Annotated in this window: 17 protein-coding genes and 1 tRNA gene; 8 read left to right on the plus strand and 10 right to left on the minus strand. The window is 42.5% G+C overall.

The window, feature by feature from the left end; all coding sequences use genetic code 11:
• Positions 1–21: 21 nt before the first annotated feature.
• The 8 genes from D7322_RS24220 to D7322_RS24255 all read right to left on the minus strand — a co-directional run bounded on the left by D7322_RS24220 (position 22) and on the right by D7322_RS24255 (position 14,428).
• Positions 22–2,304 carry an FAD-dependent oxidoreductase gene (locus D7322_RS24220; protein WP_121126766.1) on the minus strand — a complete coding sequence of 761 codons (2,283 nt, stop codon included), beginning with the start codon at positions 2,302–2,304 and terminating at the stop codon, positions 22–24.
• A gap of 66 nt (positions 2,305–2,370) precedes the next feature.
• Positions 2,371–3,048 carry a GDSL-type esterase/lipase family protein gene (locus D7322_RS24225; RefSeq protein WP_121126767.1) on the minus strand — a complete coding sequence of 226 codons (678 nt, stop codon included), beginning with the start codon at positions 3,046–3,048 and terminating at the stop codon, positions 2,371–2,373.
• A 171-nt stretch (positions 3,049–3,219) separates the two neighbouring features.
• Positions 3,220–4,608, minus strand: a complete 1,389-nt coding sequence (locus D7322_RS24230) for an SGNH/GDSL hydrolase family protein (RefSeq protein WP_183078829.1) — start codon at positions 4,606–4,608, stop codon at positions 3,220–3,222.
• 83 nt (positions 4,609–4,691) lie between these two features.
• On the minus strand, positions 4,692–6,125 hold the full coding sequence (locus D7322_RS24235) for a glycoside hydrolase family protein (protein WP_121126769.1): 1,434 nt from the start codon (positions 6,123–6,125) through the stop codon (positions 4,692–4,694).
• 20 nt (positions 6,126–6,145) lie between these two features.
• Positions 6,146–8,794: a glycerophosphoryl diester phosphodiesterase gene (locus D7322_RS24240; protein WP_245971450.1), complete on the minus strand. Its 2,649-nt coding sequence runs from the start codon at positions 8,792–8,794 to the stop codon at positions 6,146–6,148.
• Positions 8,791–9,675, minus strand: a complete 885-nt coding sequence (locus D7322_RS24245) for a DUF5017 domain-containing protein (RefSeq protein ID WP_121126770.1) — start codon at positions 9,673–9,675, stop codon at positions 8,791–8,793. Before D7322_RS24245 ends, D7322_RS24240 begins: the two co-directional genes overlap by 4 nt.
• 31 nt (positions 9,676–9,706) lie before the next feature.
• Positions 9,707–11,272, minus strand: a complete 1,566-nt coding sequence (locus D7322_RS24250) for a RagB/SusD family nutrient uptake outer membrane protein (protein WP_121126771.1) — start codon at positions 11,270–11,272, stop codon at positions 9,707–9,709.
• A gap of 18 nt (positions 11,273–11,290) precedes the next feature.
• A complete protein-coding gene (locus tag D7322_RS24255) occupies positions 11,291–14,428 on the minus strand; it encodes a SusC/RagA family TonB-linked outer membrane protein (RefSeq protein ID WP_121126772.1) in 3,138 nt (1,045 codons plus the stop codon).
• Positions 14,429–14,676: 248 nt separating this feature from the next.
• Here D7322_RS24255 and D7322_RS24260 point away from each other — a divergent pair, with 248 nt between their 5' ends.
• Positions 14,677–15,687, plus strand: coding sequence for a substrate-binding domain-containing protein (locus D7322_RS24260; RefSeq protein WP_220700164.1), 1,011 nt, complete (start codon positions 14,677–14,679; stop codon positions 15,685–15,687).
• 145 nt (positions 15,688–15,832) lie between these two features.
• Here the strand turns inward: D7322_RS24260 and D7322_RS24265 are convergent.
• Positions 15,833–15,906, minus strand: a tRNA-Pro gene (locus D7322_RS24265).
• Positions 15,907–16,672: 766 nt separating this feature from the next.
• On the opposite strand from D7322_RS24265, the gene D7322_RS24270 reads away from it, so the two are divergent.
• From D7322_RS24270 to D7322_RS24295, 6 genes are all read left to right on the plus strand, one after another.
• The gene (locus tag D7322_RS24270; RefSeq protein WP_121126773.1) at positions 16,673–19,048 is read left to right on the plus strand and encodes an ABC transporter permease; all 2,376 of its coding nucleotides are present in this window, start codon (positions 16,673–16,675) and stop codon (positions 19,046–19,048) included.
• A 159-nt stretch (positions 19,049–19,207) separates the two neighbouring features.
• Entirely contained in the window at positions 19,208–19,636 is a 429-nt protein-coding gene (locus tag D7322_RS24275) for an HYC_CC_PP family protein (protein WP_147430539.1), read from the plus strand.
• Positions 19,637–19,718: 82 nt separating this feature from the next.
• Entirely contained in the window at positions 19,719–21,107 is a 1,389-nt protein-coding gene (locus D7322_RS24280; RefSeq protein WP_121126775.1) for a TolC family protein, read from the plus strand.
• An 11-nt stretch (positions 21,108–21,118) separates the two neighbouring features.
• On the plus strand, positions 21,119–24,277 hold the full coding sequence (locus D7322_RS24285; RefSeq protein ID WP_121126776.1) for an efflux RND transporter permease subunit: 3,159 nt from the start codon (positions 21,119–21,121) through the stop codon (positions 24,275–24,277).
• 5 nt (positions 24,278–24,282) lie between these two features.
• The gene (locus D7322_RS24290) at positions 24,283–25,377 is read left to right on the plus strand and encodes an efflux RND transporter periplasmic adaptor subunit (protein ID WP_121126777.1); all 1,095 of its coding nucleotides are present in this window, start codon (positions 24,283–24,285) and stop codon (positions 25,375–25,377) included.
• Between the two features lie 7 nt (positions 25,378–25,384).
• The gene (locus D7322_RS24295) at positions 25,385–25,804 is read left to right on the plus strand and encodes a hypothetical protein (protein ID WP_121126778.1); all 420 of its coding nucleotides are present in this window, start codon (positions 25,385–25,387) and stop codon (positions 25,802–25,804) included.
• A 288-nt stretch (positions 25,805–26,092) separates the two neighbouring features.
• On the opposite strand, the gene D7322_RS24300 is transcribed toward D7322_RS24295, so the two are convergent.
• Positions 26,093–26,485, minus strand: coding sequence for a hypothetical protein (locus D7322_RS24300; RefSeq protein WP_121126779.1), 393 nt, complete (start codon positions 26,483–26,485; stop codon positions 26,093–26,095).
• Positions 26,486–26,756: 271 nt separating this feature from the next.
• Between D7322_RS24300 and D7322_RS28825 the strand changes: the two genes are divergently transcribed.
• Positions 26,757–26,942: ISAon1 family transposase N-terminal region protein (locus tag D7322_RS28825; RefSeq protein ID WP_455430956.1), on the plus strand; the 186-nt coding region annotated here is incomplete at its 3' end.

The raw sequence follows: 26,942 nt of genomic DNA on the forward strand, positions 1-26,942 counted from the left end.
TGAATATTATCATTTTAAAGACTATGCATAACACCTAACAGCAAAGATGGCTGCTGGCACTTCCGCAGAAGGGTGTTCAAGAGATATAATCAGCTGATCTGTAACACAGGATTCCGGAAGTTCTATCACATTTCTGGTCTGAAAATTTCCCTGCTGCGTATAAATAATCTTTCCATTTCCATCTTCAATAGTATAATTCCGCACACAGAATGGCATAACGGTCTCGGGATGGGTCATTAACACAGACTCCATCGCATGATCCAAATCGGTATCAAAATTAATTTCGATCCTTCTTATGTGCTGCTTCTTCTTCCATTTTATCGAAATTATCGGCTGCTGATCGTCAGTTGCAGCGACCCAGGCATTCGGACGAACTGTAGGCCGGTCTATGCCATTACGTACATTTTCGACTCCAAAAACCGATAGGCCCGCTGTTAGCTGAATGGCGAGGTTATGTCCATCGGGGCGACGTTGTGGCGTCCAAAATTCAAATGAATCTACTCCAGATCCCGGCAGCGCTACCTGTTTCCCATTATTTGAAACAGCTTTGTTCACACCGTTAAAAACGGATAGTAATCCGGATATCCGTTGATGGGTATAGGCCAATCGCACATGCTCGTTTTGAAGAAATGTGAGGAAAATATACTGATCCTCATTTAGCTCCAATTCAAAATCCAGTGTTACTGTCTGAAAGCCGGGTTTTACACGAATTTGCATTTTCGCCAACTCCCGGTCTGGCGTGAAACCACCTTTTCTTTCGCTGCCCCTAAGCTCCACGTTCAACACTGTTGTCTGCGTGGCTTCAATATCCAAAAAAAAGATGGGCAGGGTACCAACAGTGACAGGAATAAGTTGTGCCGCAGCTATAGTCAGGGGTTTCCACAGCATATGCTCTTTCGAGAATCCCTTAAAGTCCAGGTTGCTCGAAGAGGTCAGTTCGGCCTGCTGTACAAGATCGCTGCTATCGGATAAATGAAAACCGGGAATATATTGGCCGGATCGTTGCAGTTCTTTCTGTAACTCCTTCATGTAACCTGTCTGACCGATCTCTCTTGGTAAAAGCTGCTGCTGAACGCATAGTTTTGCGGCCATCGCCACAGCTTGTGCAACATATGCACATGTCGCCATTACCCGAGTCGCTCCAAATGCGACATGGGATACACTGATCAAACGACCCGCCAAAAAGAGGTTTTCAATATTACGGCTATATAAACAACGATAAGGAATATGGAAAATGCCTTTACTATGCCATTGGTTACAGGGCTGACGGTCGCTAAAGACGCCATCCGCAGGATGAAGATCGATGGACCAGCCACCATAGGCTATGGCATCCGGATGTTGGCGCTGTTCGACGATGTCTTTTTGTGTCAGGATATAATCGCCTTCAAACCGGCGGCTTTCCCGCTTCCCGGGAACCATTCCAACCCACTCCAATGTCAGGGTGTCGGCTTCGGGAAATTGGCCTGAATTTTTAATATAATCCCACACGCCATAGATGATTTTCCATAGTTCCCATTTGATCTCTTCGGTATCGTGCACGGTATCCAGACGCCCGCCGTATTCCACCCACCACAGCTTGCATCCATGTTCTTTGGCATTGAAGTTTTTGAATCTCGGTATTTCTTTGGTGACATCCATGGCAAAAGCCGGGGCAGTATAAGATACCGTCTTTCCGACATCTTTGGTATAGAAATACAACGTGTGCCCCAAAAGCTCTCCATAGGAGGTGTCGGGCGCCATGGCTTCGTCAAATTCTTCCCGGGTTTCAGCGCCCATACGGAAAGCCGCCCCAGATAAAAAACCGACTATCCCGTCTCCGGACGCATCACAAAATAAGGATGACATTAGCTCATATTGTGTCGAGTTCTGACTGCAAAAAGCGCTCAACGATTTTATACGATCGCCAGCTGCCTTATGGACTTCGTAGACACTGGTATTGAGCAACAATCGAATGTTGTCCTCTTGCTTTACTTTGTCAAGTAAAATCATGTCCAATATAACAGCATTGCCCTCCGGGTTGCGGTACACATTTTCAACCAATATCTCGTCAATAACACCACCTTCTCTACTCCAGCGATTGTTGTTGCCCATATGGGAAGTAGCACCCAATATCCACAACCTCACCTCACTGGAGGCATTTCCCCCGAGTACAGACCGATCCTGTACCAAGGTGACACGCAAACCTTGCCTGGCTGCCGTAATCGCAGTACACACGCCAGACATCCCACCGCCAACAACTACGAGATCTGCGGCAATAACTTCTTTCTTCAATGTCCTGGAGGCTCCTCCCTTACTATAAATCATATATTCTTTCTTTTTTATCCTTTTTGTAATTCAATTTTATATTTAATTATTCCTGGGTTCATCCACCTATTTTATAAATTTGGATATCACATCTTTCCAGATATGGTATCCCTCGGCAGTTAGGTGCAGCCCATCCGGGCGATAATATGCTGGTATTAAATTACCATTGGCATCCAGCATCTGGGCATAAACATCGGCATATCCGGTATTGGACTGCTGTTCCATAAATTGTTTAATTCTAGCATTAACCTCTTCGATCTGTATTTTATCTTTCAATCGGCGCGGTGAGGGCTTGATGGATATATAGATTATTTCAGCATGCGGTTTCGACTTTCTTATTTCACCAAATAAGGCAGTGAACTGTTCAACAATGCTGTCTGTTGACCAACGAAGTCCAATATCATTGTCGCCTTCATAAATAAAAATTTGCTTTGCATCGTATGGTGTAATCAACCGTTCTCTATAGGTATAAAGATCCACAGTCTTGGTTCCGGATACCCCTCTATTCAGTACAGTCTGCCCTGGGAAATCATCCTTTAACGTTTTCCAATTTTCGATGGTCGAACTACCAACAAAAAGAATGACCTTTTTGGGCGGTGGATTTTGCGCATCCAGACGCTCATAACGTTGTATCTTTTGCTCCCATTTCTGCCGTTGCGTTAATACAGATTGGGCATAAGTGTATGTCATGCTCAAGCAGAGTAATAGGCAGTTTAGTCGCTTTAATAGCTGAATTATTTTCATCCGTATAAATTATTTGTTCATCAATTATTCTTTAACCAAGGCACTATTCATAAGTATTTATCTGCAATGATATTCATGAGTTCGTTTTACTCATTAAACTGGTTTTTAAGGTGTTCGTAAGTTCAATTGTTCCGTACACTCGGTTTATGCTGCCTTCAAATCATGATGATTTCATCCTTTTTCTTTTCCAGTAGTCTTTAAAATTGGTTTGCCACGTAACAGAATCCGCCCTAAATAAATCTTGGATGAATCATATTTCGCAGGATGCCGGTCAATATCTTCTTGTTGGGACGGACCTAATATCATCTTTTTATCTGCTCTCAATGGCGATATACGAAAACTGACTTCATGCGTTCCTTTGGGCACCTTGATCACATCATATTGACCCCGATATCGGTTATTACAGTATGCGTTAAATCGATTCAACTGGATATTGCCGTGATTCTCTGCCACCATTTGATAAGGTTGAAATCTTCCTGACTGCGATTTATGGAGCCCTATCTGATGACCATCTACCCATACTTCAAGCTGCCCCACCTCGGGCCCACCGATGTCAAACAGGCCAAATAGATCACCTTCAAAAGTGAATGAAAAGCGCGCGCCTTTTTCTTCAGCGACCATCAAGGTATCAAACCATCCATTGAACGCCTTTAATTTAGATCCTTCTGTAGGAAACGCGGCCCATTTAACATCAAAATCAGCAAGATCACTGGGGATGTACATCCCTGCTACATCCCATTCGGCAGATATCAGCGGCTGAGGCAATGAATGTATTTCCATTTGTGAAGGCCCTCTCATCTTCTCAATTCCACGGGCAATGGCTGCAGCGTAAAGATTACCACCAGCTTTCAGTGGGTGTATTCCGTCCGTAGAAAATAAAATACGACCTCCTGCAGAATCTACATCTCCCTTCCACAACAACTTGTCCTGAGATTCCAAGCGCGCAATCTCCATTCCCAAATGTATTGTAGGAATACCGTAATGATCGGCCAATGCTTCCAAAGCTTCAATATGTGGCGGTATCTTTCTATTATTATATACCTTGGTCTCTGTGGCCAATATGGCATAAATTAAACAGATATCGGTATGCTGATCATGTTGGATAATCTGCCTGACCATACCTTCCATGCCTGCAGCATAGGCGCCATTGACTGCAAAATCGATGATAACCAGATCGGGATTGTGCGATAGTACCTGTTCCCTGATTCTAAAGGATCCCAAGTCCGTGCCTGTTCCGGAAACGCCAGCATTGACCCACTTAAATCTGGTGGATGGGTAGCGTGCCTGTAAGTAAGCTGAAATCTGCATCCGGTAACAATAATTGGCTTGTGTCAGGCTTCCACCGATGAATGCTACTGATACATCCTGGCCCTTGCTGACCTTGGCAAAAAAATTAGGCATACCACCACGCACTACACACTCATCATCACGCTTAAAATCACCAGGCACAATAAGTTCTTCTTTCGCCGTATCCACAGAAAATAACAATTGCGAAGCGGCACCTTGCGAAGCGGCAATCTTGTTGAGCTCCACACTATTCTGCGCCCACAGACCGGTCATTATTAAAAAAAACAACAGGAAACTTATAACTGATTGATATGTACGCATCTCGTTGATTTAAGTGATCATAAACTAGTTGAACATCAATTCACGACGGTGATATTCGAGGTAAAGGGATTTGCTACGATATCAGACTGCAACATATCCCTACCCCCGACTTTTACGTTTTTGAAGGTCACATCCTTAATCATGTGATCGGCGTCATAGCCCTCGAAAATTGCCGACGTCGCACTGCTGACGCAATCAATAAATCGAATATCAGAAATAGTCCCGGGCCTATACACCGGATTTGAGTTTGCATTTTGCTTAATATACATCAGTACAAATCGGGTATTTCCAGAGGTCTCATCACGGATGCCCTCAAACGTGATATTCTTAACATCCGCCCAGTCAGAATGTGGGATCGCTACCGAATGACCACCCCAGGTCATTTTGGCGATATCAATATCTTTAAAGGTGAGCTGTTCGACACTACTGGTTTCTAAGGAAGATCCTATGCGGATACCTACGCCTACCTGGTTTTTCCAGATCATGCAGTCGTGGGCACTACAATTTAAAAGCGGTGTTTCGCCATCTGCAGCTGCATTTGTTGCATGCCAACCAAAACCATCATCTCCTGATCCGATAAAACAATGGGAGAAATGCACACCTTGACATCCTGAGCCCAAATCCAAACCATCATTGTTCTGCCCAAAGCTCAACAGGTTGAGATGGGATACATCCACATTCGACGAATTGACCATATCTACTTGCCAGCCTAAGGCCGCATGGCGGACGCCAAATCCCCGAAGTTCCACATTCTGACTACGGTAGACCTTAACGAAATTTCCTGCTACAGGAGCGGTACGATCATCAATATAGCCCCGACCGATCAATTTGACATTAGATACGTTTTCTATCAATACTTTTCCCCTGAGAATCGCCCCTTCTTCTAAATAATAGGTTTTATTGGATTCAAGTTTAAAAACACCATTGACACCATGATGGATTCCCTTGGCAAAAACAACTGCTCCCTGTTTATAGGCGCTGTAATCCGGAGATCCAAACAAAAGTAAGGGCGCACGACCAGGGATAGCCAATGCATAATTGTAGTACTCAGGGATGGTAAACGTCAATTCATTTCCGTTCTTGGTAACCGGTATATTCAACCTTTTGGGCGACAGCGTAAAATTTGAGAAAGAACTGCTACAAATAATCTTGACCTGACTACCTGGAACATACGTAAATAAAGCGGTATGTACATCGGTCTGCCCTCCATTCTCCACCAGATCATAACAGGTTTCTTGCCATACGTCCAGGGTATCGTCGTTGACGATCACCTGATAAGCCAGGCTTTTCACCATGGGTGAATCTAACTGTCCGGTAGTAGAGGCCATTCGTGCAAGTTTATTTTCTACTTGCGTTTCATTTGCCTGTAAACTCTTTTCGACTCCAGTACAACTTAAGACCGTAAACATCATTCCAAAGAATATGGGTATAATCCAGTATTTTTTTTTCTGCTTAATGTTGCTATTCATGTTATTGGTTGTTTAAATGGTTATTGATAACTGATTTTTATTATTCTTAGTCCTGTTGCCGGCAGGGAAATTTTCCAATCTGAGGATGCTGCCATCCGTATCTCATCCGTCCCGTCGGCATTGAGAAGACAAGCTCCCCGCTGTTCTGATCCAAATAGACGCTGGGATTGGTCTTTATCCAACTTGAGTTGAATCTCCTGCTGATCGACACTATTGTTCAGCAAAACAATATAGAGCTCCTTAGTATCACTGTTCGTTGCCAGGATATAATCTATCTTTGCATTATCGAGGCTGATAAGTCCCTTTTTCATTTTCAGATCGACTGACCTGCCAAATATTCTCCCTTTATCAAAGCCGTAACTGCGGTGTGGCCCAACTTTAGGTGTTATAAATCCACTCGGAAAGGAGATGTTGCCATTGGAACGAACCGCTGCTTCGGAGAGTAGATAATCGGTAATCCATCCCAATTGCCACCAGGCATGATGCGGAAATGGGCCAGCCCCTTTATTCATCGCATCCCAGTAGTAAGAAGCGACCCCAGTATTTGCGTCCACAAATGCATCCCGTCCCCAGACAGCGGCTCTTGCCATATTCAGCAATAAGCTGTCTTTCGTCTGTCCATAAAGTCTTACAAACAGCCCCGCATGACTCGATAGCAGAATAGGGCCATGATGATTTGCAGAGCCCATAATACCGCCATGTTCAAATCCCAGCCCCACTTGACTGATTTCCCAATCTTGACGAGCGGTCCCATTCACGCGTTTAACCTCCCGAGAGGGGATCGGATGTGTATAGATCGATGTTGTATAGTATCTGGCGACCTGATAGGCTGTTGTCTGATAGCGTGGATCCTTAGTCAATGTATACATATCGAGGAGTGCCTGTATAGACTGTGCTGTTGCAAAATCAGGTGCAAATCGCGTATCACCACAGACACCCAGGAACCATCCTTTTTTTGCTGCATGTTCAACAAACCAGTTTGCGGCTTTGATTGCTCCTTCTCGATATTTTTCGTCCTTTAACAACTGATGTGCAACTAAGAGTCCATAAAATGTTGGTCGGAGATCGGCTACATCCTCAAACATGGGGCGGCCTGACTTGTTATCATAGGCAACTTCCCAATGTCCATCGGGATGCATTTTGGACAACAACCAATCTGCGGCTTTGCGCAACGCTTGTTTAAGATCAGACCGATCCGGCTCAAAAAGTAATATATTACCGATATCCATCAACATGTAATAGCTGGTGCCAATGGGTTCGCTATATGGCCCCCATTCTTCGGTAAACTGTTGACTGCGATATAGGTAATACTGCCCGGCAGCTGATCCATAAAAGAACCCAGGTTTCCGCTGTTGTTGCTGCAACTTGAAGTTTAAGGCTGCGGGGAGTCGTTGCTGTTTGAGTGTGGTATCTCCAGTCAGTCTAGCCAGCATCCACATCGCACCATAATCGGAATTTTTCATGGCATCTTTCTCAGACCCATATACTCCACCCAGATAATCCTGGGCTCCGATTACCGCATTCTTATAGTTTACTGTCCGCCACTTGGAGGTACTATCGGCAATGACATAATCATACATCGCGTAAAGACGATCCGTTAAGGAGCGTTTTGTTTCTTTCAGTTTTAAAAAATCACTGAACTTATATATACCGTTTATTATATGCCCCAGTACATTATACCAAGAAGTTTTCTGAATTGTATATCGAAAAGAAAATGTGATCTCTTGTTCTTCGTTCAAGTAAGACCCCGCCTCACCCAGTACTGGATGATAGAGTGTCGGTGTAAGCTCCTTATTTCGATTCATCAATGACAATCCAAGTTTCCAGTCGGCATGTGTCTTTGCATCTTTTAACCAAGGATCCCTTGCGGTTCCGGGTTCAGCTACGGTCGCTAAGGTCACTCCAGATTGTGTCGTTAACAGCGCCGCTAATGTAGAGGCTGTACGTTCACGGACGATGACTGGACGATCCGGGATACCATGTCCGTAAGCGTAGGCATCCACAAAGTCAGGATTGAGCGCTGCTCCTTGGAATAATCCCGGAATCACCGCCCACTGAAACTGCTGGCGATCAGCAATCGCCAGTGATGGCGACGACAGGGAATAATAACCGCTTTGTTTCGCTTTTAAAGTCATCTGTACACGGATATCATGCGTATGATCTGGATCAAGGTTCCATTCTTCCGACAGGACAATTTTTTCGTTTTCGTATTGAAATCTCAACGTCGAGCGCGAAGCTGAAGCCGCTATAGTCGGTTGATAGTGCAATACTTCACCTGCAGTATTCAGGCTCACAGGTGACAAACTTTGTGACCAGACTGGAATCACATAGCGATATTGAGAGTCAGGAAAATGAATAAGCTTCCCAGCATGATCATAAACAACTGTAGATCTGTCCAGCGGCTTATTTTTTGCGTAAAGGATCGTTCGCTGTTGTGCCGCCATCGTTAAATGCTCCTTTTTTCCCACGTCATCGTTTAAGGTAACGGATTGAAGCTGATAGCCATTTTTACCCTCACGCCAGATCAGTTGCAGCGCACTATTTTCTAGGCATACATCAGCCCCGCTTTGTGCGAAAACACTTGCGAAGCATAAAAATGGCAGTATCATCATCATCCATACCCCAGCGCAATGACTGTATCCGCTATTTAACCGTTGCATATCGTTCATGGTGTAATGGTTATTATCACTTCGGCGTACCCTACTTTGCGACCACTGTACCAGTCGGAGGAGGTTTCAAATACAGCTTTATAGACACCTGGTGTCTTGTACACATAGCTGTACTCCCTCAGATTTGAACTAATATTTTTAAGTGCTATTCCTTTGTCCGCAATGGATTCCTTTACTTTAAAACCTTTTGTAATCACCCAGTCATCATTATCGGTATCGGATGCAACACCGCCATACATCAATAGCTGTGTTGTCGAAATTGTCCATCCCTTACTGTCATTTAGAAAACTTACGGCATTCCAGCCTGCATTGGATATCGTAGCAACATTCGTCTGCACACCTTCTGGTGATACTTTTACCGCATTAAAACTGCGAATGACCCATCTGTTCTGTTGCGGCTTTTGAAAGTCAGTATATCGGAACGCCAGATATATTGATCCTGTATCAACCGGACTGAGATACGATTTTAAACTTACAGTTCCAGAGGGCGTATTATCTTGCCCAGTGGAGAAAACGGCTTTGTCTGAAATATCTGTCCAGGCGGCTTTATCAACCTCTTCTTTCGTGTATATTCCGCTGAAATTATTGGAAACCAACAATTTTAGATTGTCATAGATAACACCCCATTGTACAAGTGTTTTGAAATCTACCAGTAAATCATTATCTGCATAAAGGCGATCTTTCAAGGCATAGTTGTGTCCATTCTCTCCAGAATAGAATACAATATTGTCAGGGGTTCCCTCAAATCGGAATACAACGGTATCACCTACCCTGTAACTTGAGGCATTCGTCCTGACCTCCATATCTGCACTGGCGATATCCTCTTTCATACAACTGGCACACAATACGGCCAGCATGAGATACATCATTGATATTTTCATCTGTTTCTATTTATTTTGTGATCCACCAGATTTACCAACCCGGGTTTTGAACAATCTGTTTATTAATGGTTAACTCAGTGTTCGGAATGGGAAACAGCACGTTTCTCTCGGTCGTGTTCAGGCCGGCATTACCACCATATCGATGTGCCGCAGGTGCGTTGACTGAAATATCGCGTCCCAAGGCATTCATAGTGGGCACATAAATTCCCCAACGAATTAGATCATGTCTCCGGATTCCCTCGAAACAGAATTCGCGAAGGCGCTCATCCCGTATATAATCCAGAAAGGCTATTTTATCCATTCCGATCGGCGCATCACTATCTCCATTGACCTCATTTAACGCCTTACCAAAAGCTCTCCTACGCACTTGATTGATTGCTTCGTAGGCGGCTGTAGTTGGGGATTCGTTGACCTCATTTTCTGCCTCAGCTTTCATCAGCAAGACATCGCTATACCTTATAATTGGAAAATTGGTCGAATTGGCACTCCTCACTTTGGTACCGGTCTCATATTCCCGTCTCCATTTTCCGGGGTTTCGTTCATAAAGCTGAGCTGCGTTATAATATTGTTTCTGCGTAACCCCTGCTGTAGTCACAAATCGATAGGGGCTGATACTCCAGTCGCGCCGCATTGTATCTTTCTGACCAAACAAATCGTATAATTTGGCTGTAATCCGCATTGCTCCGCCTGAATATCCAATACGTTCATCGGGACATTCGATACCGTTCTCGATACCAACCATACCAGCCTGATCGATGTTGCCGATCTTATTTCCAAACATACCAACTTCCCAAAGGCATTCCTTCGGTTCGTTGATATCTTGTGAATGGTTGATAAATATTTGCTTATAATTGGAATTGAGCTGATGCTTTCCTGAAGCAATCACTTTATCCGTATATTCGATAACATTTTGATAGCGAGCATGGTCATTGAGGGGCTGTCCCGCCATTTTTAAAAACACACGTGCCAGTACGGCCTGAACGGCTGTTTTGCACACTCTTTCATTAGCCACCACTCCGCTTTCATGAACCAGATTTTCCGCTTCCTGCATATCTTTCACAATCTGTGTATACAAAGCCGCCAGGGTAGCCTGAGCTGGGTAAGGGTCGTTTGGAGACTGCGTAGAGGATAGTTTTAAAGGAACTTTTCCAAAGAAATCGGTTAGGATATAATAGTAATATCCGCGCATAAAGAGTGCTTCGCCCTTGATGGCGTTTCTTTTGGTGATATCCATCTCTACACGATCGACATTTTCCAATAATAGATTTGCTCTATTTATCCCTTCGTATAAGGTTTCCCATAATCTAGTAATGTCCAAATCAGCAGCGTCCATGACCATCACTCGAATATTGTTGATTGATATATTCTTGAAATAGGCCTCATCACTAACGACAAGATAGCTAAAAAGCCCACGGCTATACATCCGCCCATAGGTGTCGATCAGCCTGTTATAGACTCCATTGAGACTATTCATCAATTCGCTTTCATTTCGAAAATATTTTTCAGTGGTCACAAAGTCAGGTTCTTTATCCAGCAATTTGGAACATGAACTGGTTAGACAAGCGATACATATAGAAAAAATAAAAATGCGTTTCATCTTGATCAAAGGTTAGGTTTAAAAATTAAGGTCAATTCCGACTGTCATCGTACGAGGGCGCGGATAAGCGGACCAATCAAACGAAGGTGTCAATGCTCCAGGACGGGTGCTCACTTCGGGATCGAGCCCTGAATATTTTGTCCATGTAACCAGATTTTGTGCAGCGACATAAAGTCGTATGGATTTCATTCCTAATCTTCGGAGCTGATCAGCATTGAAAGTATATCCTAAAGACAGGGTCTTGAGTCGTAAATAGGATCCATCCTCAATTGTTCTGGAAGAATACACTGCTGGCCCCTGGCCGCCGACACGATATAGCGAATTGGTCTGGTTTTCCGGTGTCCAGCGATCAGCGAAAGAAGCAAACATATTCAGAAAACCACGAGCAACAGGATCTCCGCCTTCAAACTCAATGCGATTGGCATTTAAGATATCCCCGCCATAGCTCCATTGTAAAAAAACATTCAGATCGAAGTTTTTATAATTGAGGTTATTGTTAAATCCGCCGATATGTTTTGGATTTGGATTACCTATTATTGTGAGGTCATAATTGTCTACCTGTCCATCGCCATTGATATCCTTGAAACGGATATCACCGGGCTTAATACTTGTTCTGGGGGTACCATTATTGGGTTGACCTGCTTTAAGTAGATAATTCCCGTTGACCAGATCAAAATCTGCGTATTGGTATACACCATCGAAAAGATAGCCATAAAATAAAGCAATCGGCTTTCCGGGTATTGCGATATAAGGATATGCATTATTGAAATTCCCCCAGGTGACACGTGTTGCCAAACTCGGTTCTCCTTCATTGAGCTCAAGAACTTTGTTTTTATTAAATGCAATATTAAAACTTGAACTCCATGAGAAATTTGGAGTCTGTACGTTTTTGGTCTCCAATGTAAATTCGATACCGCTGTTAGATACACGGCCAATATTTTTGAATCCGGTAAGGAATCCCATACTGGGAGCCAAGGTTGCATTCAATAATAGGTCACGTGTCTCTTTGTGATAATAGTCTGTAGTAAGGGACACTCTATTCTTGAGTATGGAGAGGTCAAGACCAATATTGGTTTGAACAGTAGTTTCCCATTTTAAAGATGGATTTCCAAGATTCGTCGGTACCATTCCCTGACCGGCGCTGTTGCCTACACTGTAGCCTGAGGCTGGATTCATCTGCAAGGCAGTCAATGAAGCATACTCTGATACACGATTATTTCCGGTAGAACCTATGCCTACGCGCAACTTTGCATCACTGATAATATTTATCGGTTTCAAAAAGTTTTCCTCTTTCAATCGCCATGCAAAAGATCCCGAAGGGAAATAGGCCCATCTATTTGATTTTGGAAATTTGGATGAGCCGTCACTTCTGAAAGACAATGTCAGCAAATACTTTGAGCGATAATTATAATCAAGCCGCCCTAAATAGGAAATCAGTCCACTGGAAGCGTCAGTCACTGGCGCCATCGTAATCTGCCCTTCGTCCAGCCCTTTGATACCCAATGTTTCATTAGGTATCAAAATGGACGTAAATCCGTTGGTATAGTTTCGAATATCTTGTATTGTAAATCCGACGACTGCCTTTAACCGATGTCCACCTTTAAATTTCTTGTCATAAGACAGGGTATTCTCATTCAATAGATTTGTAATCTCATTGTTCCAAATAGAACCATTTACTTTATTGTTTGAAAATGGATGTCCTGCTCTGGATTTTGAGTTAAAGAATACCTCCCGTCGCTGGTTTATACGCGTGTAACCACCAGTCGCCCTAAATGTCAACTCCGCTGCCAATTTATATTCGAAATAGCCATTGGCCACGAGATTTGCACTGAACAGTGGATTATACTCATTCTGCACAGCTAGATAGGGATTGATTCGCAAATCAGTACCTAAGCTAGGATCCATATCCGGGTCAAAAAGATCATCTATCAGAGAGGCATCTGTAAGTGGATTTCCAGTGATTGGCCGAAATCCCCATATTCCATACATCAGACTCGCTGTCGGACTAGGCTGAGACTCTGACACTACTGTACCATATCGCTTATAGGCTGTATAGTTTAAATTCAAGCCTACTTTTAATTTTTTATTTATGGTCTGATCCAGCACTATTCTTCCTTGATATTTATTAAACCCACTGTTTAGTATGATCCCATCCTGATCCAATAATGATCCGGAAACGGCATATCGTGTACGATCGGTACCACCACGCATCGCAATAGAATGATTATGGGTAACCGCATTTCTAAAAACTTTGTCCTGCCAATTGATACCCTCCATGCCGCGGTAATCGTCCAGAGTCTTACCATCCTTTAGATAAATATCTGTATAGAGGGTGGGATTCTGTTCCAATTGATATTTCACAAATTCATAAGGATTTAGCAGCTCCTGCGTTTTGATGATCTGATTGAGCCCAACCCATCCGTTGTAGTTAACAACGGGAGTTCCAACCTTACCTTTCTTGGTTGTTATGAGGACAACGCCGTTAGCTCCCCTGGCTCCGTAAATGGCTGTCGCGGAAGCATCCTTCAACACCTCCAAGGACTCAATCTCTTCGGGATTAATGGTGTTACCAACAGATGTTTCAACAGGAAATCCATCAACGACATAGAGTGGAGAGTTATCTTGTGTGACCGAGTTATTACCCCGAATAACGATACTGAGTTCCGCACCCGGCTGTCCGTCATTTGAACTTACCTTAACGCCAGCCACCCGGCCGGCTAAGGCCTCCTCGAAATTGGCGACAGGGGCTTTACGCATATCTGTTAGATTAGCCTGACCTACCGCTCCGGTCAGATCACGTTTAGTGGTTGTACCATAGCCGATAACGACAACATCATCGAGTATCTGTTCGCTTCGTGAAAGCTGGATATTCTGGACACGATCCAATCTAGCCGCATGTTTTACAGTAACATAGCCAACCATTGAAAAAAGTAACAATTCACCTTGAAAGATGGGCGATATAGAAAAATTACCCAATGAGTCTGTGGAAGTTGTTACAGTTTTATACTGATTAGATACTGTAACCCCGACCAAAGGAAGCCCTTCGACATCCATCACTCTTCCTTTGACAGAAGTGGGCTGTTGTCCAAAAGAGGACAACGTTAGAAAAAAAATCCCCAATAAAAGCAGAGCCGCCTTTAGATGAAATAGAGTCATAATAGTATTTATAATTAGTTATTCGTTGCAATCTAGTCTGGTCTAGACTGGTTTGCTTTTATAAAAGTATAAATTATATTTGTCCCTGCAAAAAAAAAGTAAAAAAAGATGTAGTTTCTTCTTGAGAATATCTTCAAAGGAGGAGAAAATGATCGAACTTATTCGGTTATCTGAATAAGATCAAGACTTGCATATAAAAACAAGTTTATCTAAGTTTGACTCTATTATCGTAAATGACAATTCATCACATGTCCACTACAAACGAAACAGGCAACGGGTCTCGCATGAAGTATCTTCAACTAGTAGATCACATTCATGCATTGATCGAAAAGAACGACTTACATATTGGAGACCGTATTCCTTCCTTAAATCAATTGCAGGACCAACTCAGCATGAGTAAGGAGACGGTCTTGAAAGGTCTTAATTATCTACTCGAAAAAGGAATAATTGAGTCTGTCTACCGCAAAGGATATTATGTAAAGAAAAAACAGGTGGAGCATTCCTATCGCATCCTGTTACTTCTGGATAAAATGAATACCATGCGTGAACAGATTTATCAATCCTTGTTAGTTGAGACAAAAGGGACCGCAGCGATCGACGTTTACTTTCACCATCACAACTTTAACGTCTTTCGTAATATTATCACTGAAAACATCAACAACTATACGCATTTTGTTATTGTTACATTCCTGAAAGAAGACCCATCTCCGATCATCAATCTTATTCCTCCGAACAAACGGATTATTATCGACTACAACCAATTGGGCCTCTCAGGAAATTATACGGCGATCTATCAGGACTATGAATACGATATTTACAATAGCCTTTCCTTATTGCAGAATAATATTCAAAAGTACCAAAGAATCATATTGATCGCGCATCCTGAAGCTTTACATGCCGAACATGTCATCAAAGGTTTCGTCCGATACTGCGAAGAGTCAAGCATCAATTATGACATTATTCCAGACGTAGATGAGACAAAGTTTAAGAAGCATACAGCCTTTATCACCTTTAGTCGCTACGATTCGGACGACGTATCCTTAATTAAATTGGCGAAGAAGCATGGATTTACATTGGGTGAGGATATAGGCCTTATTTCCTATAATGATACTGATGTCAAAGAGATCCTCGAGGGGGGAATTACGGTAATATCTACCGATTTCCGGGCAATGGGAAAAGCGGCAGCTCAAGCTGTACTTCAAAAGAAAACCTTAAACGAACGCAATCCTACTCAAGTTATCATTCGGAAATCTCTTTAGCCCTAACTTTCGTTAGCGCTCTTTAATCGGGATGGAAGGATTGGCTGAGTCCCCTCCGGGTCGAACCTATATACCTTCAAGAGGTCGCAGGTTCTCATTCCGCCTAGAAACAAGAAAAGCCCTAACTTTCGTTAGAGCTTTTTAGTCGGGGTGGCAGGATTCGAACCTACGACCTCCACATCCCAAATGTGGCGCGATACCGGGCTACGCTACACCCCGAAAAGGTATCACCTTTGTTTTGTGTGGCACAAAAGTACACTAAAAATATTTTTTTTCAAAATTATTTTCAACAATATCGTTAACCAACTGATCCGTTGATAAATAAATTTACAACAAACAAATTACGCCAAAAATACTGTCTATTATTTTCGTCTAAACTTTCCAGTAGGAATTCAATATTAGGATCTTGTCCATAAAGGTTTATGGTTACCAACAATCACAAGGGCAATAGTATTTTCATTTTTCATAATATTTCGTTCTATCGGACCACCCCAAAAGAACTTATATGGTTAGCTATACTGGCTAAAGATACAAAAAGTTTTACAGCACAGATTTCAATAAGTCAATTTCGTTTTTGCATTTCATTGGATACGACAGGTCGATTTATCTTTTGATATACCGCAATTACTCCAAGCAACAGCAGCATCCAATTTTTAAACGTCATTTTTAATATGCTCATAATTTATTTTGGGGGTACATTTACAAGTATTATACCAAACTCTAATTGTCAACATGACTTAAGTCCCTTAAAAAAACGGAGTTGTTTAGCTGTCCGAATGTGAATAATTGGTGTTCGAATATGAACAGTCAACAAAACAAAAAAATAAAGCAACACGCTAAATACAAGATACTTAACTATTTGGCAATCTATTTGACAATGTCTGAATATTGAACAACGTATTTTATACCATAGTTGAATGACCGATTTCGTCGGACTAGTTGATGAGCATAGGTTTTAAAACACAGACACTAATAGAGAAAAAGTATGATAAAGAGCTATTTCACAATTGCATGGAGAAATCTGCAAAAAAATAAAGTATTTTCGTTTATCAATATTCTCGGCCTGACAATAGGGATTACGGTGTGCCTGATGATATTTCTTTTTATCGTGAATCAATTCAGTGTGGACAAATTTCATATCCAAGGCGACCGGATTCACCGGGTGATGCGTGGCTTTAACAGTTCGAAGGAGCGCGTACCTTACCTCTCTGCCCCCTATGCCACAGCACTGTTAACAGATTATCCTGATGATATCAAGAAAGCAGTAAGAGTGATGCCGACCAATGGATTGTTTTCCTTTAATAATATCGCGTTCAATGAAAAAAAGCTCTATGTTGCGGATGCTGATTTCTTTGATCTGTTCAGTCTTCCCCTGATCAAGGGAAATGCGAAGACTGTTTTGCAGAAGCCCGCTAGTGTAGTGCTCACGGAGACAAGTGCTAAAAAATACTTCGGCAATGAAAATCCGATAGGCAAAGTGCTGAAGCTAGATAAAAACAAACAGCTTACCGTTACAGGTATCGCAAAAGACGTCCCCACCAATTCACATTTGGATTTTGACCTGGTCATACCACTCGCCAACTACTCTAAAGAAGAGTGGTTTAAAGGGTGGATTAACAACAGTATGTTTACATATGTCCTACTCGGTGAGCATACAGACAAAAAAATGCTCGAAAGCAAGCTTCCACAGTTTATGGATAAACACATGAAAGCAGTTTCCAATGTCATGAACATTAAATTTGACCTTTCGCTCACACCATTATATGACATTTATTTTGAACCTCACAGCCAATTTGACGATGTAAAACATGGAGAAAAAAAAGTCGTATACATCTTTCTTTCCATCGCTATCCTGATATTAGTGATCGCTTGTATCAATTTTATGAACCTCTCCACCATTCGAGCGGTGGACCGGTCAAAAGAAGTCGGCCTGAGAAAAGTACTGGGGGCACAACGCACACAACTAACCTATCAATTCATTGGTGAATCTCTCCTATTGACTTTTATATCTTGCTTGCTCTCTATTGCCATATTACAACTACTGATGCCAATTTACAATCAGCTCTTAGGATACACGCTGACGGTTTCTTGGGATTCCTGGCCGATATATGCCTTTTTGGCCGCCATTATCCTTGTCGTTGGACTATTGGCAGGAAGTTATCCAGCTTTTTACCTGTCGACTTTTTCTCCGATCCAGGCATTGAAGGGCAAATTGCAATTAGGTAAGGGCGGAGCGTTGTTTCGTCAGATTTTAGTGGTATTACAGTTCAGCATTTCCATTTTACTTATTATCGGAACCACCATCATCACAAAACAGATGAAATATGTAAAAGAAAGAGGGTTGGGATATGATGATCAGCAAAGCATAGTGATTCCATTGGATAATAGTGAGCTGTACAGCAACATGCATACTTTCAAAAACGAGTTGCTGAGCAACAGCAACATTGCCTCAGTTTCGTTCATGTCCGGCGAACCGGGCGGCTTTTTCGATAGCCATAATTTTGAGGTGGAGAGAAAGGATACCGAGTCATGGAAATCGAGAACGGAATTTACTGACTTTGGATTTGTCCGTACCTTAGGGCTGAAGATACTTGCTGGGCGGGATTTTTCCATGCAATATCCAACAGACTCCACCAAAGCAGTACTGATTAACCGTACAGCAGCAACACAGCTTGGTTTTACCCCCGAACAAGCCATCGGTAAATGGATAAGAAATACGATCCGGGATTCTTCACGCCGAACCATCATTGGTGTCGTGGAAGATTTCAACTTCCTTTCCCTGAAAGAAAACATGGATGCACTTGTTATTTCGCCATCCGACGACCTAAGAACAGTAGTTATAAAATTGAATACGAATGACTTTCCCGCTGCATTGAAAACAATCGAAGCCGCATTCAATAAAGCAGCTCCGCTTTATCCCTTTGAATACACTTTTTTGGACCAGAAGTTTGACACTCTTTATAAAACAGACCTCAGGCAGCAAAGAATCCTTGGTCTATTTGCCGGATTGGCGATATTTATTGCCTGCCTGGGGTTATATGGACTGGCCTCATTTACAGCGACCAAACGAAATAAAGAAATCGGAATTCGCAAGGTCCTCGGCGCCTCGATATCGGGTGTGGTGGCACTGCTTTCCAAAGATTTTATGAAACCAGTGCTAATTGCCTTACTCATCGCCTCACCTATTGCCTGGTGGATTATGAACAAATGGTTGGAAAACTTTGCCTACCGCATTAACATCCAATGGTGGATGTTTGTCGCTGCAGGACTGATTGCAATCGGCATTGCACTGGTTACAGTAAGCTGGCAGGCACTTCGGGCCGCATTAGCCAATCCCGTTGATAGCCTGCGGGATGAATAATAGGGCTATAAATGTTATAAAACTTTGATGAAATTGTACAAATAAGCCTTTAAAAGAAAAAATATATTTGCATCACTGATATGTAAAGCCATTGCGATTTGTCAAGCACCCTACGATGCTGGCGAATTTACCGGCAATTCAACAGAAAAATTAAAACAGGTGAAAAAATTACTCGTCATCTTTCTTTCCATGATATACTCGGTATTGGCTTTAGGCCTTACACAGTACCAGCATATTTGCAAAGGAACAGCTGTAAAACTGTACAGCTGGACGAATACTGAAAACCCCGACAACAATAAACCTTGCCCGATCTGCTCTTCAAAGGACAAGAAATTAAACGAAAAAAAGAAAGACTGCTGTAAACACCAGTCCAAACTAGTCAAACTCAACGACAGCGTAAAAAAGCAATCTCACTTTGACTTTTCAGTAAAATTTTGGGGTTCGGCAATTCCTAATCAACTATTGGGAGCCCTATTTGATATATCCTTAATCAATAGTGATAACGACAAACACCTCTCTTATCTATCCTTAAAAAGCCCCTTCTGGAGCAATCCGCTCTATATCCTTCATTGTACTTATCGAATTTGATAGCACACATCTTGTAAAAGCTTGTGGCACTTAAACAGGTACCACGTTAATTCTTGATGTCTACTAACAAATTTTATTTTCGATGAAATTAAAACTCATTGCATCACTGGGTGTAATCTGGGGAATGAGCCTACATGGCTTTTCACAGACCTTAAAACTCGAAGATGCCCTCACACGTGCCGTTGAACAGTACGACCAGATAAAATCAAAGCAATTTGTTGCATTGGCAGCAAAACAGCATACTGCCTTTCAGAAACAACAATATCTTCCGGATCTCAGCTTAGCAGCACAACAGAGCTTTGGAACAATAAACGCCCAACATGGTCCTATGTATGCCTATGGCGGTTTAGCATCAGGTGCAACATCCATGCCCTTAGCAGAGCAAAATTGGAATGCCGCCTTTGGATCGCTCTATTTTGCCAATATCAACTGGAATGTATACACCTTTGGAAGAATCAAAAATCAGGTGCTCCTCGGCTCAATAAAGGAACAGACCACCGAGGCCGATCTTGCACAGGAAATCTTTCAGCACAAAATAAAAACAAGTGCCGCCTATCTGAATCTACTGGCGAGTCAACGGATAAAATATGTCCAGGAAAAAAACCTGGATCGCGCGCAGGTATTTTATGAAGTGACTGCCGCTAGGGCAGAAAGTGGGTTAATCGCCGAAGTGGATGCCCAATTGGCCAAAGCGGAAGTTTCTAATGCGAAATCCCTTCAGATCAAATCCTACGACAAGGAACTGGAATACTCAAAACAACTCGCCCTACTGTTAAATGATGATTTTAAAACATATCAGCTGGATACGACTTATAATACCAGCATCCCGAACAGGACAGTTGTAAAGCATGAAGCTTCCATAGAAAAACATCCGTTCCTACTATTCCAAAACAGTAAGATCAATGAGAGCTTGCAAACCGAGGAAATCCTGAAATCCAATCGCATGCCCTCTGTTTCCGCTTTTGGCGTACTACAAGGACGTGGAACCGGCTTCGATTGGAACTATATACAGGATAACTCAGCATACTCTTCAAATTATTTTAAAGGAGTGGGTATAAACCGAGCAAACTATTTAGTTGGAGCTTCGCTAAGCTGGAACCTGACTAATATCTTCCGTTTTGATACCAAAAACAGGGAGCAAAAATTATATACCCAGGCGATCCAAAGAGAATATGAAAAGCATAAAAAAGATTTTATAGCGCAGTCGCTCCTCGCCGATTCTCAGCTTAAAAATGCCATTGACAATTTCAAAGAGACCGAAATTCAATTGTCTGCTGCTAGTCTTGCTTACAAACAGCATAATGCATTGTATGAAAATGGACTGACGACTCTAGTGGACTATACACAGGCATTGTATAGTTTGAATAGAGCTGAGATCGACTATGAAATTGCACAGAATAATGTTTGGCAGGCCTTACTATTGCTGGCCGCTGCGCAGGGTGATTTCAATATTTTCCTTCATCATTCTTAAATCTATCCTTTATGAATATCATCAAATTTGCCTTGCAAAAACCAATTTCCATCATGGTTATTGTCATTGGCCTGCTATTCTTTGGTATCAAAGCGACCAAAGATGTTAAAGTAGATATCCTACCCGAAATGGATCTGCCGGTCGTTTATGTAGCCCACTCTTTCAACGGCTATACTCCGCAGCAGATGGAAGGTTATTTCACCAAAATGTACGTCAACATGCTCCTGTTTACCAATGGTATTAAGAGCATAGAATCAAAGAATACCCAGGGATTGACACTCATGAAAATTGTTTTCTATGAGGGCATTGATATGGGAGAAGCCATTGCAACCATCAATGCATTATCCAATCGTTCCCAGGTATTTTTACCCCCGGGAGCTCCACCACCGTTCATCATCCGTTTTGATGCATCCTCCCAGCCTGTTGGGCAGTTGGTCTTTCGCAGTAACACGAAAACCAACAATCAACTACAGGATATCGCGAACTTCAGTGCCCGACCATTCTTAATAAAGATACCCGGACTGACAACAGCTCCACCTTTTGGCGGAAGTCCTCGGACAATCGAAGTAAACATTGATCCTTACAAACTGCGGGCGCACAACCTGTCTCCGGAACAGGTTGTTGAAGCCATCAGTAGAAATAATATCACCTCTCCTTCCGGAAATGTGTATATCGGTGACAAAAACTATCTGACACCGACAAACAATACGGTAAAGAAAATAGAAGAACTGGGAGAAATTCCAATCTTTAAAAACACGGTAGACAATGTATACATCCGTGATGTGGCAACCATAAAAGATGGTGCTGATATCGCCACAGGTTATGCCCTGATTGACGGAAAAAGATCGGTTTATATTAATATCGCTAAAGCAGGAAATGCTTCGACCCTAGATGTTGTCAATAAGCTTAAAGAACGCTTGCCCGAAATCCAGCGAAACATGCCTGACGATGTCAGCATTTCGTACGAATTTGACCAGTCGGTTTATATCAGCAATGCCCTGAAAAGCTTGGTTATTGAAGGAATTCTGGGCGCTGTCCTCACCGGTCTGATGGTCCTTCTATTTTTGAACGACCGCAGGGCAGCACTGATTGTAATTATGACCATTCCTATTTCGATTATTTCTGGCGTTTTATTTTTGAAGCTATTTGGACAGACCCTCAATATTATGTCCTTATCGGGACTAGCATTAGCTATTGGAATATTGGTCGATGAAAGTACGGTGACCATCGAGAATATCCACCAACATTTTGCCCTGGGAAAAACGCGTGCCCAAGCAATCTGGGATGCCTGTAAGGAAATTGCTTTTCCAAAACTTTTGATCATGCTCTGTATTCTTGCCGTATTTGCTCCTGCTTTTATGATGACCGGTATTCCCGGAGCATTGTTTATGCCGCTTGCACTGGCGATCGGATTTTCGATGATTGTTTCGTTCTTATTGTCGCAGACTTTTGTACCCGTGATGGCCAATTGGATGATGAAACATGATCCCGAAACATGTCATAATCCCACACATAAGAAAAACTGGTTTGATCGTTTTCGTGAACGCTTCCTGCATCTATTGTCAAATTTAGTCGCTAAACACAAGATAATCGTAAGCTTAAGTTTGATTTTTGCTTTGGTAGCATGCTTTTTCTTATATCAGGGAATTGGTAAGGATGTATTGCCTCCAGTCAATTCCCGCCAGTTTCAGGTACGGATAAAAGCCCCGGAAGGTACGCGTATCGAAGTAACTGAAGGAAAAGTAAAGCAGTTTCTGGCCCTTTTGAAGGAAAAAGTCGGACCGGATAATATCGCCATATCATCGGTTTTTATCGGTCAGCACCCCTCTACTTTCGCCGTTAGCCCAATTTATTTATACAATGCCGGGCCACACGAAGCATTGATGCAGGTGGCATTGAAGAAGCTAAAAGGTAATTCGGATGAATTAAAGGATGAACTCAGAAAGTACTTTCAAGAAAAAATGCCGGAAATACAACTCTCTTTCGAACCCATTGAACTTACGGAGAAAATACTAAGTCAGGGCACCAATACACCTATCGAGATCCGGATTTCTGGGATGATGAAAAAAATGAATCGCATGTATGCGCAAAAACTTCTCGGAAAGTTAAAGGAGATCGACTACCTGCGCGACCAGCAGATTCCCCAATCCATGGATTATCCGGCCCTACAGATTAATATCGACCGGACAAGAGCGGCACAACTGGGACTCGATGCACAGGATATCGCAAAGTCATTGGTCACCGCTACCGCATCCACACGCTATACCAATAAGAATTTTTGGGTCGGTGGAATGATGGGAATTGCCTATGATGTTCAGGTTCAAACACCACAAAATATTTTAAACAGTAAAGAAGAACTGGAGAATCTAACACTTTCTAAGAATGCAGACCGTCCCGTTCTAGGTGATATCGCAACAATCACAGCAACTAAAGAACTTGGTGAAAGTTATAATTTAGGAACAATGGGTTACACTACGGTTGCCGCAAATCTGCATAAAAAAGATCTGGGACAGGCTTCACAGGACATTCAGGCCGCTATTGCATCTTTAGGTGAATTACCAAAAGGTATAAATATTGAAGTCGCAGGGATGGCACCTGTATTGAATGAGACGATGAGTAATCTCGCTACAGGTCTATTGATTGCCGTTATCGTTATCTTTTTGATGCTTACAGCGACTTTTCAGTCCTTTCGGATATCACTCGTTATTCTCTCCACAGTTCCTTTCGTGATCGTAGGGGCTTTGGTACTATTAAAATTAACCGGTTCGACACTCAACTTACAGTCCTATATGGGACTCATTATGTCTGTCGGCGTTTCGATTGCTAACGCGGTCTTATTAATCAATAATGCAGAATCGCTACGACTGAAAAACCAAAATGCAATAAGCTCCGCTATTGAGGCCGCCAAGCTTCGGATCCGTCCCATTATCATGACAACTATCGCCATGGTTGCGGGGATGTTACCGATGGCTATCGGTTTTGGTGAAGGTGGAGACCAGGTCTCACCATTGGGACGTGCTGTTATCGGAGGTCTTCTTTTTTCAACCTTCTCCGTTCTGATCGTCCTCCCGCTGGTATTTATATGGATACAGCACAAAGCAACAACGACCTCGCCTTCTTTGGATCCCGAAGATGAGGAAAGCATTCATTTTGTTAAAACAAAAATCTAATTCTTATGAAATTTAAGTCAATCATATTACCAGCAATTGCACTATTTTTTAGCGCATGCGACCAAAATACAAAAGAGAACAACGGCACCACAAAGGAAACTCCAAAAGCCACGAAGATGGGGTCCATGCCTTTGATGACCATCCCGATTGCCAAAATGAATCCTACTGTTCCGCTACAACTGGCGGGCGAACTAAAACCTGATCAGGAGACAGCATTGTTTGCAAAGGTGCAGAGTTATGTCAAGACAATCCATGTAGATATTGGTTCGCAGGTCAGCAAAGGGCAGATACTTATGGTGCTAGAAGCTCCCGAATTGCAGGCTCAAATAGCCAATGCAAAGGCCAAAATACTTTCGCAAGAGGCTATTTATACCGCAACAAAAGCCAATTACGATCGTATGTTTCGGGCAAACCAGACTAAGGGCGCTATTGCCCGCGATGCCCTGGATCAGATTACCGCACAAAAACTTTCGGACGAAGCCAGTGTAAAAGCCGCTCGGGCCGCCTATACAGAAATACAGGATATCAATCAGTATTTAATTATCAGGGCACCCTTCAGTGGTATCATTACATCCCGGAATACAGATATCGGCGCCTATGTAGGGCCCATGGGTGGAACACCTTTGCTTGTCATCCAAAATTCGTCTAAACTCCGTTTAAACCTATCGGTTCCGGAAGCACATGTTCCCTATGTAGCCATAGGTGACACAGTCAACTTCACGGTAAGGGCACTTCCTGAGAAGAACTTCCAGGCAACAATAACCCGAAAAAGTGGTACGCTGGATATGAAGTTACGATCCGAAAAGTTTGAAGCAGACTTTGTCAACAACGATCCGGATCTTAAGCCTTTTATGGTCGCCGAAGCAAAGGTTCAGCTTAAAAACAGCAAAGCAACTTTCTTTATTCCACGTTCGGCATTGGTCGAGGGTAACATGGGAATCTATGTTATCAAAAATGCCGCTGGAAGCGCAAAATTTATTCCTGTAAAAAAAGGAAGAATACTCAATGATAAAATTGAAGTTTTCGGCGAACTCACGGAGGGTGACCAGCTGATAAAAATGGCCAACGAAGAAATCACAGAAGGAACACCTATTAAATAGAAAATATATGAAAATGTTAAGATCAATGCTATTTTCAGCGTTATTAATTACGCTGACAATAAGCTGTAGCAGTCCTGAAAACACAAACAACAATGCAGCTTTGTCAGCTGTAACGCAAAAGCAATTTGGTTATGAAAAAGGACAGCAAGTGCCACAGGATATGGTCTGTATGGTCAATGACGAATTTATGGGCAAAAAGCAACTGGCGGTACCTTTGGATGGAAAGATCTATTACGGCTGTTGCGAGAATTGCAAAGAGAGAATCCCAAAAGATGAGACCGTACGCTATGCCATAGATCCACATACCGGATCAAAAGTAGATAAAGCAAAGGCCTACATTGTCCTTATCGGAAATGAAGGTCAGGTTGCCTATTTCGAACATCAGGACAACTATAAATTGTTTCTAAAACAGAATAGGGCCTTATAGCATTAAAGGAAAGAAATCAAATCGATGGGGCTGCACTTGGGCAGCCTCATTATTAAAGATCGCGCAACGGTCTATTTTATATCAGCTTTAATTGCTATTCCTCGGCTTCCAGCAGTTGAATAAACCGCTCACCCAAAGGTGAAATTTCGTAACCTACGGTGTGGCTTATTGTTAACCCCAGGTTTTTCAGCTTGCGAATATTTAGTTTCAGCCATTCCTTTTCAAAGCCCAGTAACTTCGCAATACCGATCGCATGTAGATTGGGATTTTCTTTTATGGTAGATAAGATCAGCTTAGTCCATGCCCCTTTTTGCTAAAAGTATCCAAGCGGGCTAATTTTATTTTCAACTGCGCGAACTGCTTCTCCGAGAGTTCAGTCCTCTCCCGCAACTTAATCCGCGGATCTTCGGAGTGATAACGTACAGATATCCTGAAAATCGTTGCCAAGTGTTGCTGTCTGAACGATTTTAAGAGCTGAGTTTTATCTTTAAAACCAGCATTCACAGCCTCTTGGTCAGTTATTGCGGACTCGTCGACCCTTTCAATCGCACCGATTTCAACCATACCAACCGAAGTCTTCAACAGCTTCCCGCTTTTGACAGTAGCCTGTTTCCATTGACGAAAGGCCAAGTTAATTTTTCCCGATTTTATTCCCAACAAATGAATCTCTTTAAACAGCATCGCATGAATTCTTAATATCCATATTTAATTTCTATTAAATTTCTGATCCGAAACCGAATGAAATTAAAAGCAAAAATCGTGCATTCATTTACGAGTCAACACATGCTTAGAAACAAGAAAAGCCCTAACTTTCGTTAGAGCTTTTTAGTCGGGGTGGCAGGATTGGCTCAGCCACACAATGCCCAAACACGACCCTGAGCCTCGGATCAATCAGAATTCTTGGGGGAATATTAAAAATTTGCTAATTTAGCATCTTTAATACAGATCTCCCTTGCAAGACGCCGAACGCAAATTACTATCACTATTGATGCCCGACGGGCTTTTAGAATACTTTCAGATTTTAGAAGTCGATCAGGTTGACAATCAACTCCACATTTATTTAGATGAGCTTAATATTGCTCCAACAGGCTATGAGAACAGCAAGTTGGAGTCAAAGGGTTTTATGCCATCCACAGAG

The organism is Sphingobacterium puteale, from assembly GCF_003627955.1.
Taxonomy (GTDB): domain Bacteria; phylum Bacteroidota; class Bacteroidia; order Sphingobacteriales; family Sphingobacteriaceae; genus Sphingobacterium; species Sphingobacterium puteale.

Excerpts from the sequence above, each read along its gene's own strand:
- D7322_RS24290 (WP_121126777.1), top strand. The coding sequence starts at position 24,283 with ATGAAATTTAAGTCAATCATATTACCAGCAATTGCACTATTTTTTAGC.
- D7322_RS24240 (WP_245971450.1), bottom strand. The coding sequence starts at position 8,794 with ATGAACGATATGCAACGGTTAAATAGCGGATACAGTCATTGCGCTGGG.
- D7322_RS24235 (WP_121126769.1), bottom strand. The coding sequence starts at position 6,125 with ATGAATAGCAACATTAAGCAGAAAAAAAAATACTGGATTATACCCATA.
- D7322_RS24255 (WP_121126772.1), bottom strand. The coding sequence starts at position 14,428 with ATGACTCTATTTCATCTAAAGGCGGCTCTGCTTTTATTGGGGATTTTT.
- D7322_RS24260 (WP_220700164.1), top strand. The coding sequence starts at position 14,677 with ATGTCCACTACAAACGAAACAGGCAACGGGTCTCGCATGAAGTATCTT.
- D7322_RS24230 (WP_183078829.1), bottom strand. The coding sequence starts at position 4,608 with ATGACCGGTCTGTGGGCGCAGAATAGTGTGGAGCTCAACAAGATTGCC.
- D7322_RS24295 (WP_121126778.1), top strand. The coding sequence starts at position 25,385 with ATGAAAATGTTAAGATCAATGCTATTTTCAGCGTTATTAATTACGCTG.
- D7322_RS24250 (WP_121126771.1), bottom strand. The coding sequence starts at position 11,272 with ATGAAACGCATTTTTATTTTTTCTATATGTATCGCTTGTCTAACCAGT.
- D7322_RS24245 (WP_121126770.1), bottom strand. The coding sequence starts at position 9,675 with ATGAAAATATCAATGATGTATCTCATGCTGGCCGTATTGTGTGCCAGT.
- D7322_RS24270 (WP_121126773.1), top strand. The coding sequence starts at position 16,673 with ATGATAAAGAGCTATTTCACAATTGCATGGAGAAATCTGCAAAAAAAT.
- D7322_RS24280 (WP_121126775.1), top strand. The coding sequence starts at position 19,719 with ATGAAATTAAAACTCATTGCATCACTGGGTGTAATCTGGGGAATGAGC.
- D7322_RS24220 (WP_121126766.1), bottom strand. The coding sequence starts at position 2,304 with ATGATTTATAGTAAGGGAGGAGCCTCCAGGACATTGAAGAAAGAAGTT.
- D7322_RS24285 (WP_121126776.1), top strand. The coding sequence starts at position 21,119 with ATGAATATCATCAAATTTGCCTTGCAAAAACCAATTTCCATCATGGTT.
- D7322_RS24300 (WP_121126779.1), bottom strand. The coding sequence starts at position 26,485 with ATGCTGTTTAAAGAGATTCATTTGTTGGGAATAAAATCGGGAAAAATT.
- D7322_RS24225 (WP_121126767.1), bottom strand. The coding sequence starts at position 3,048 with ATGAAAATAATTCAGCTATTAAAGCGACTAAACTGCCTATTACTCTGC.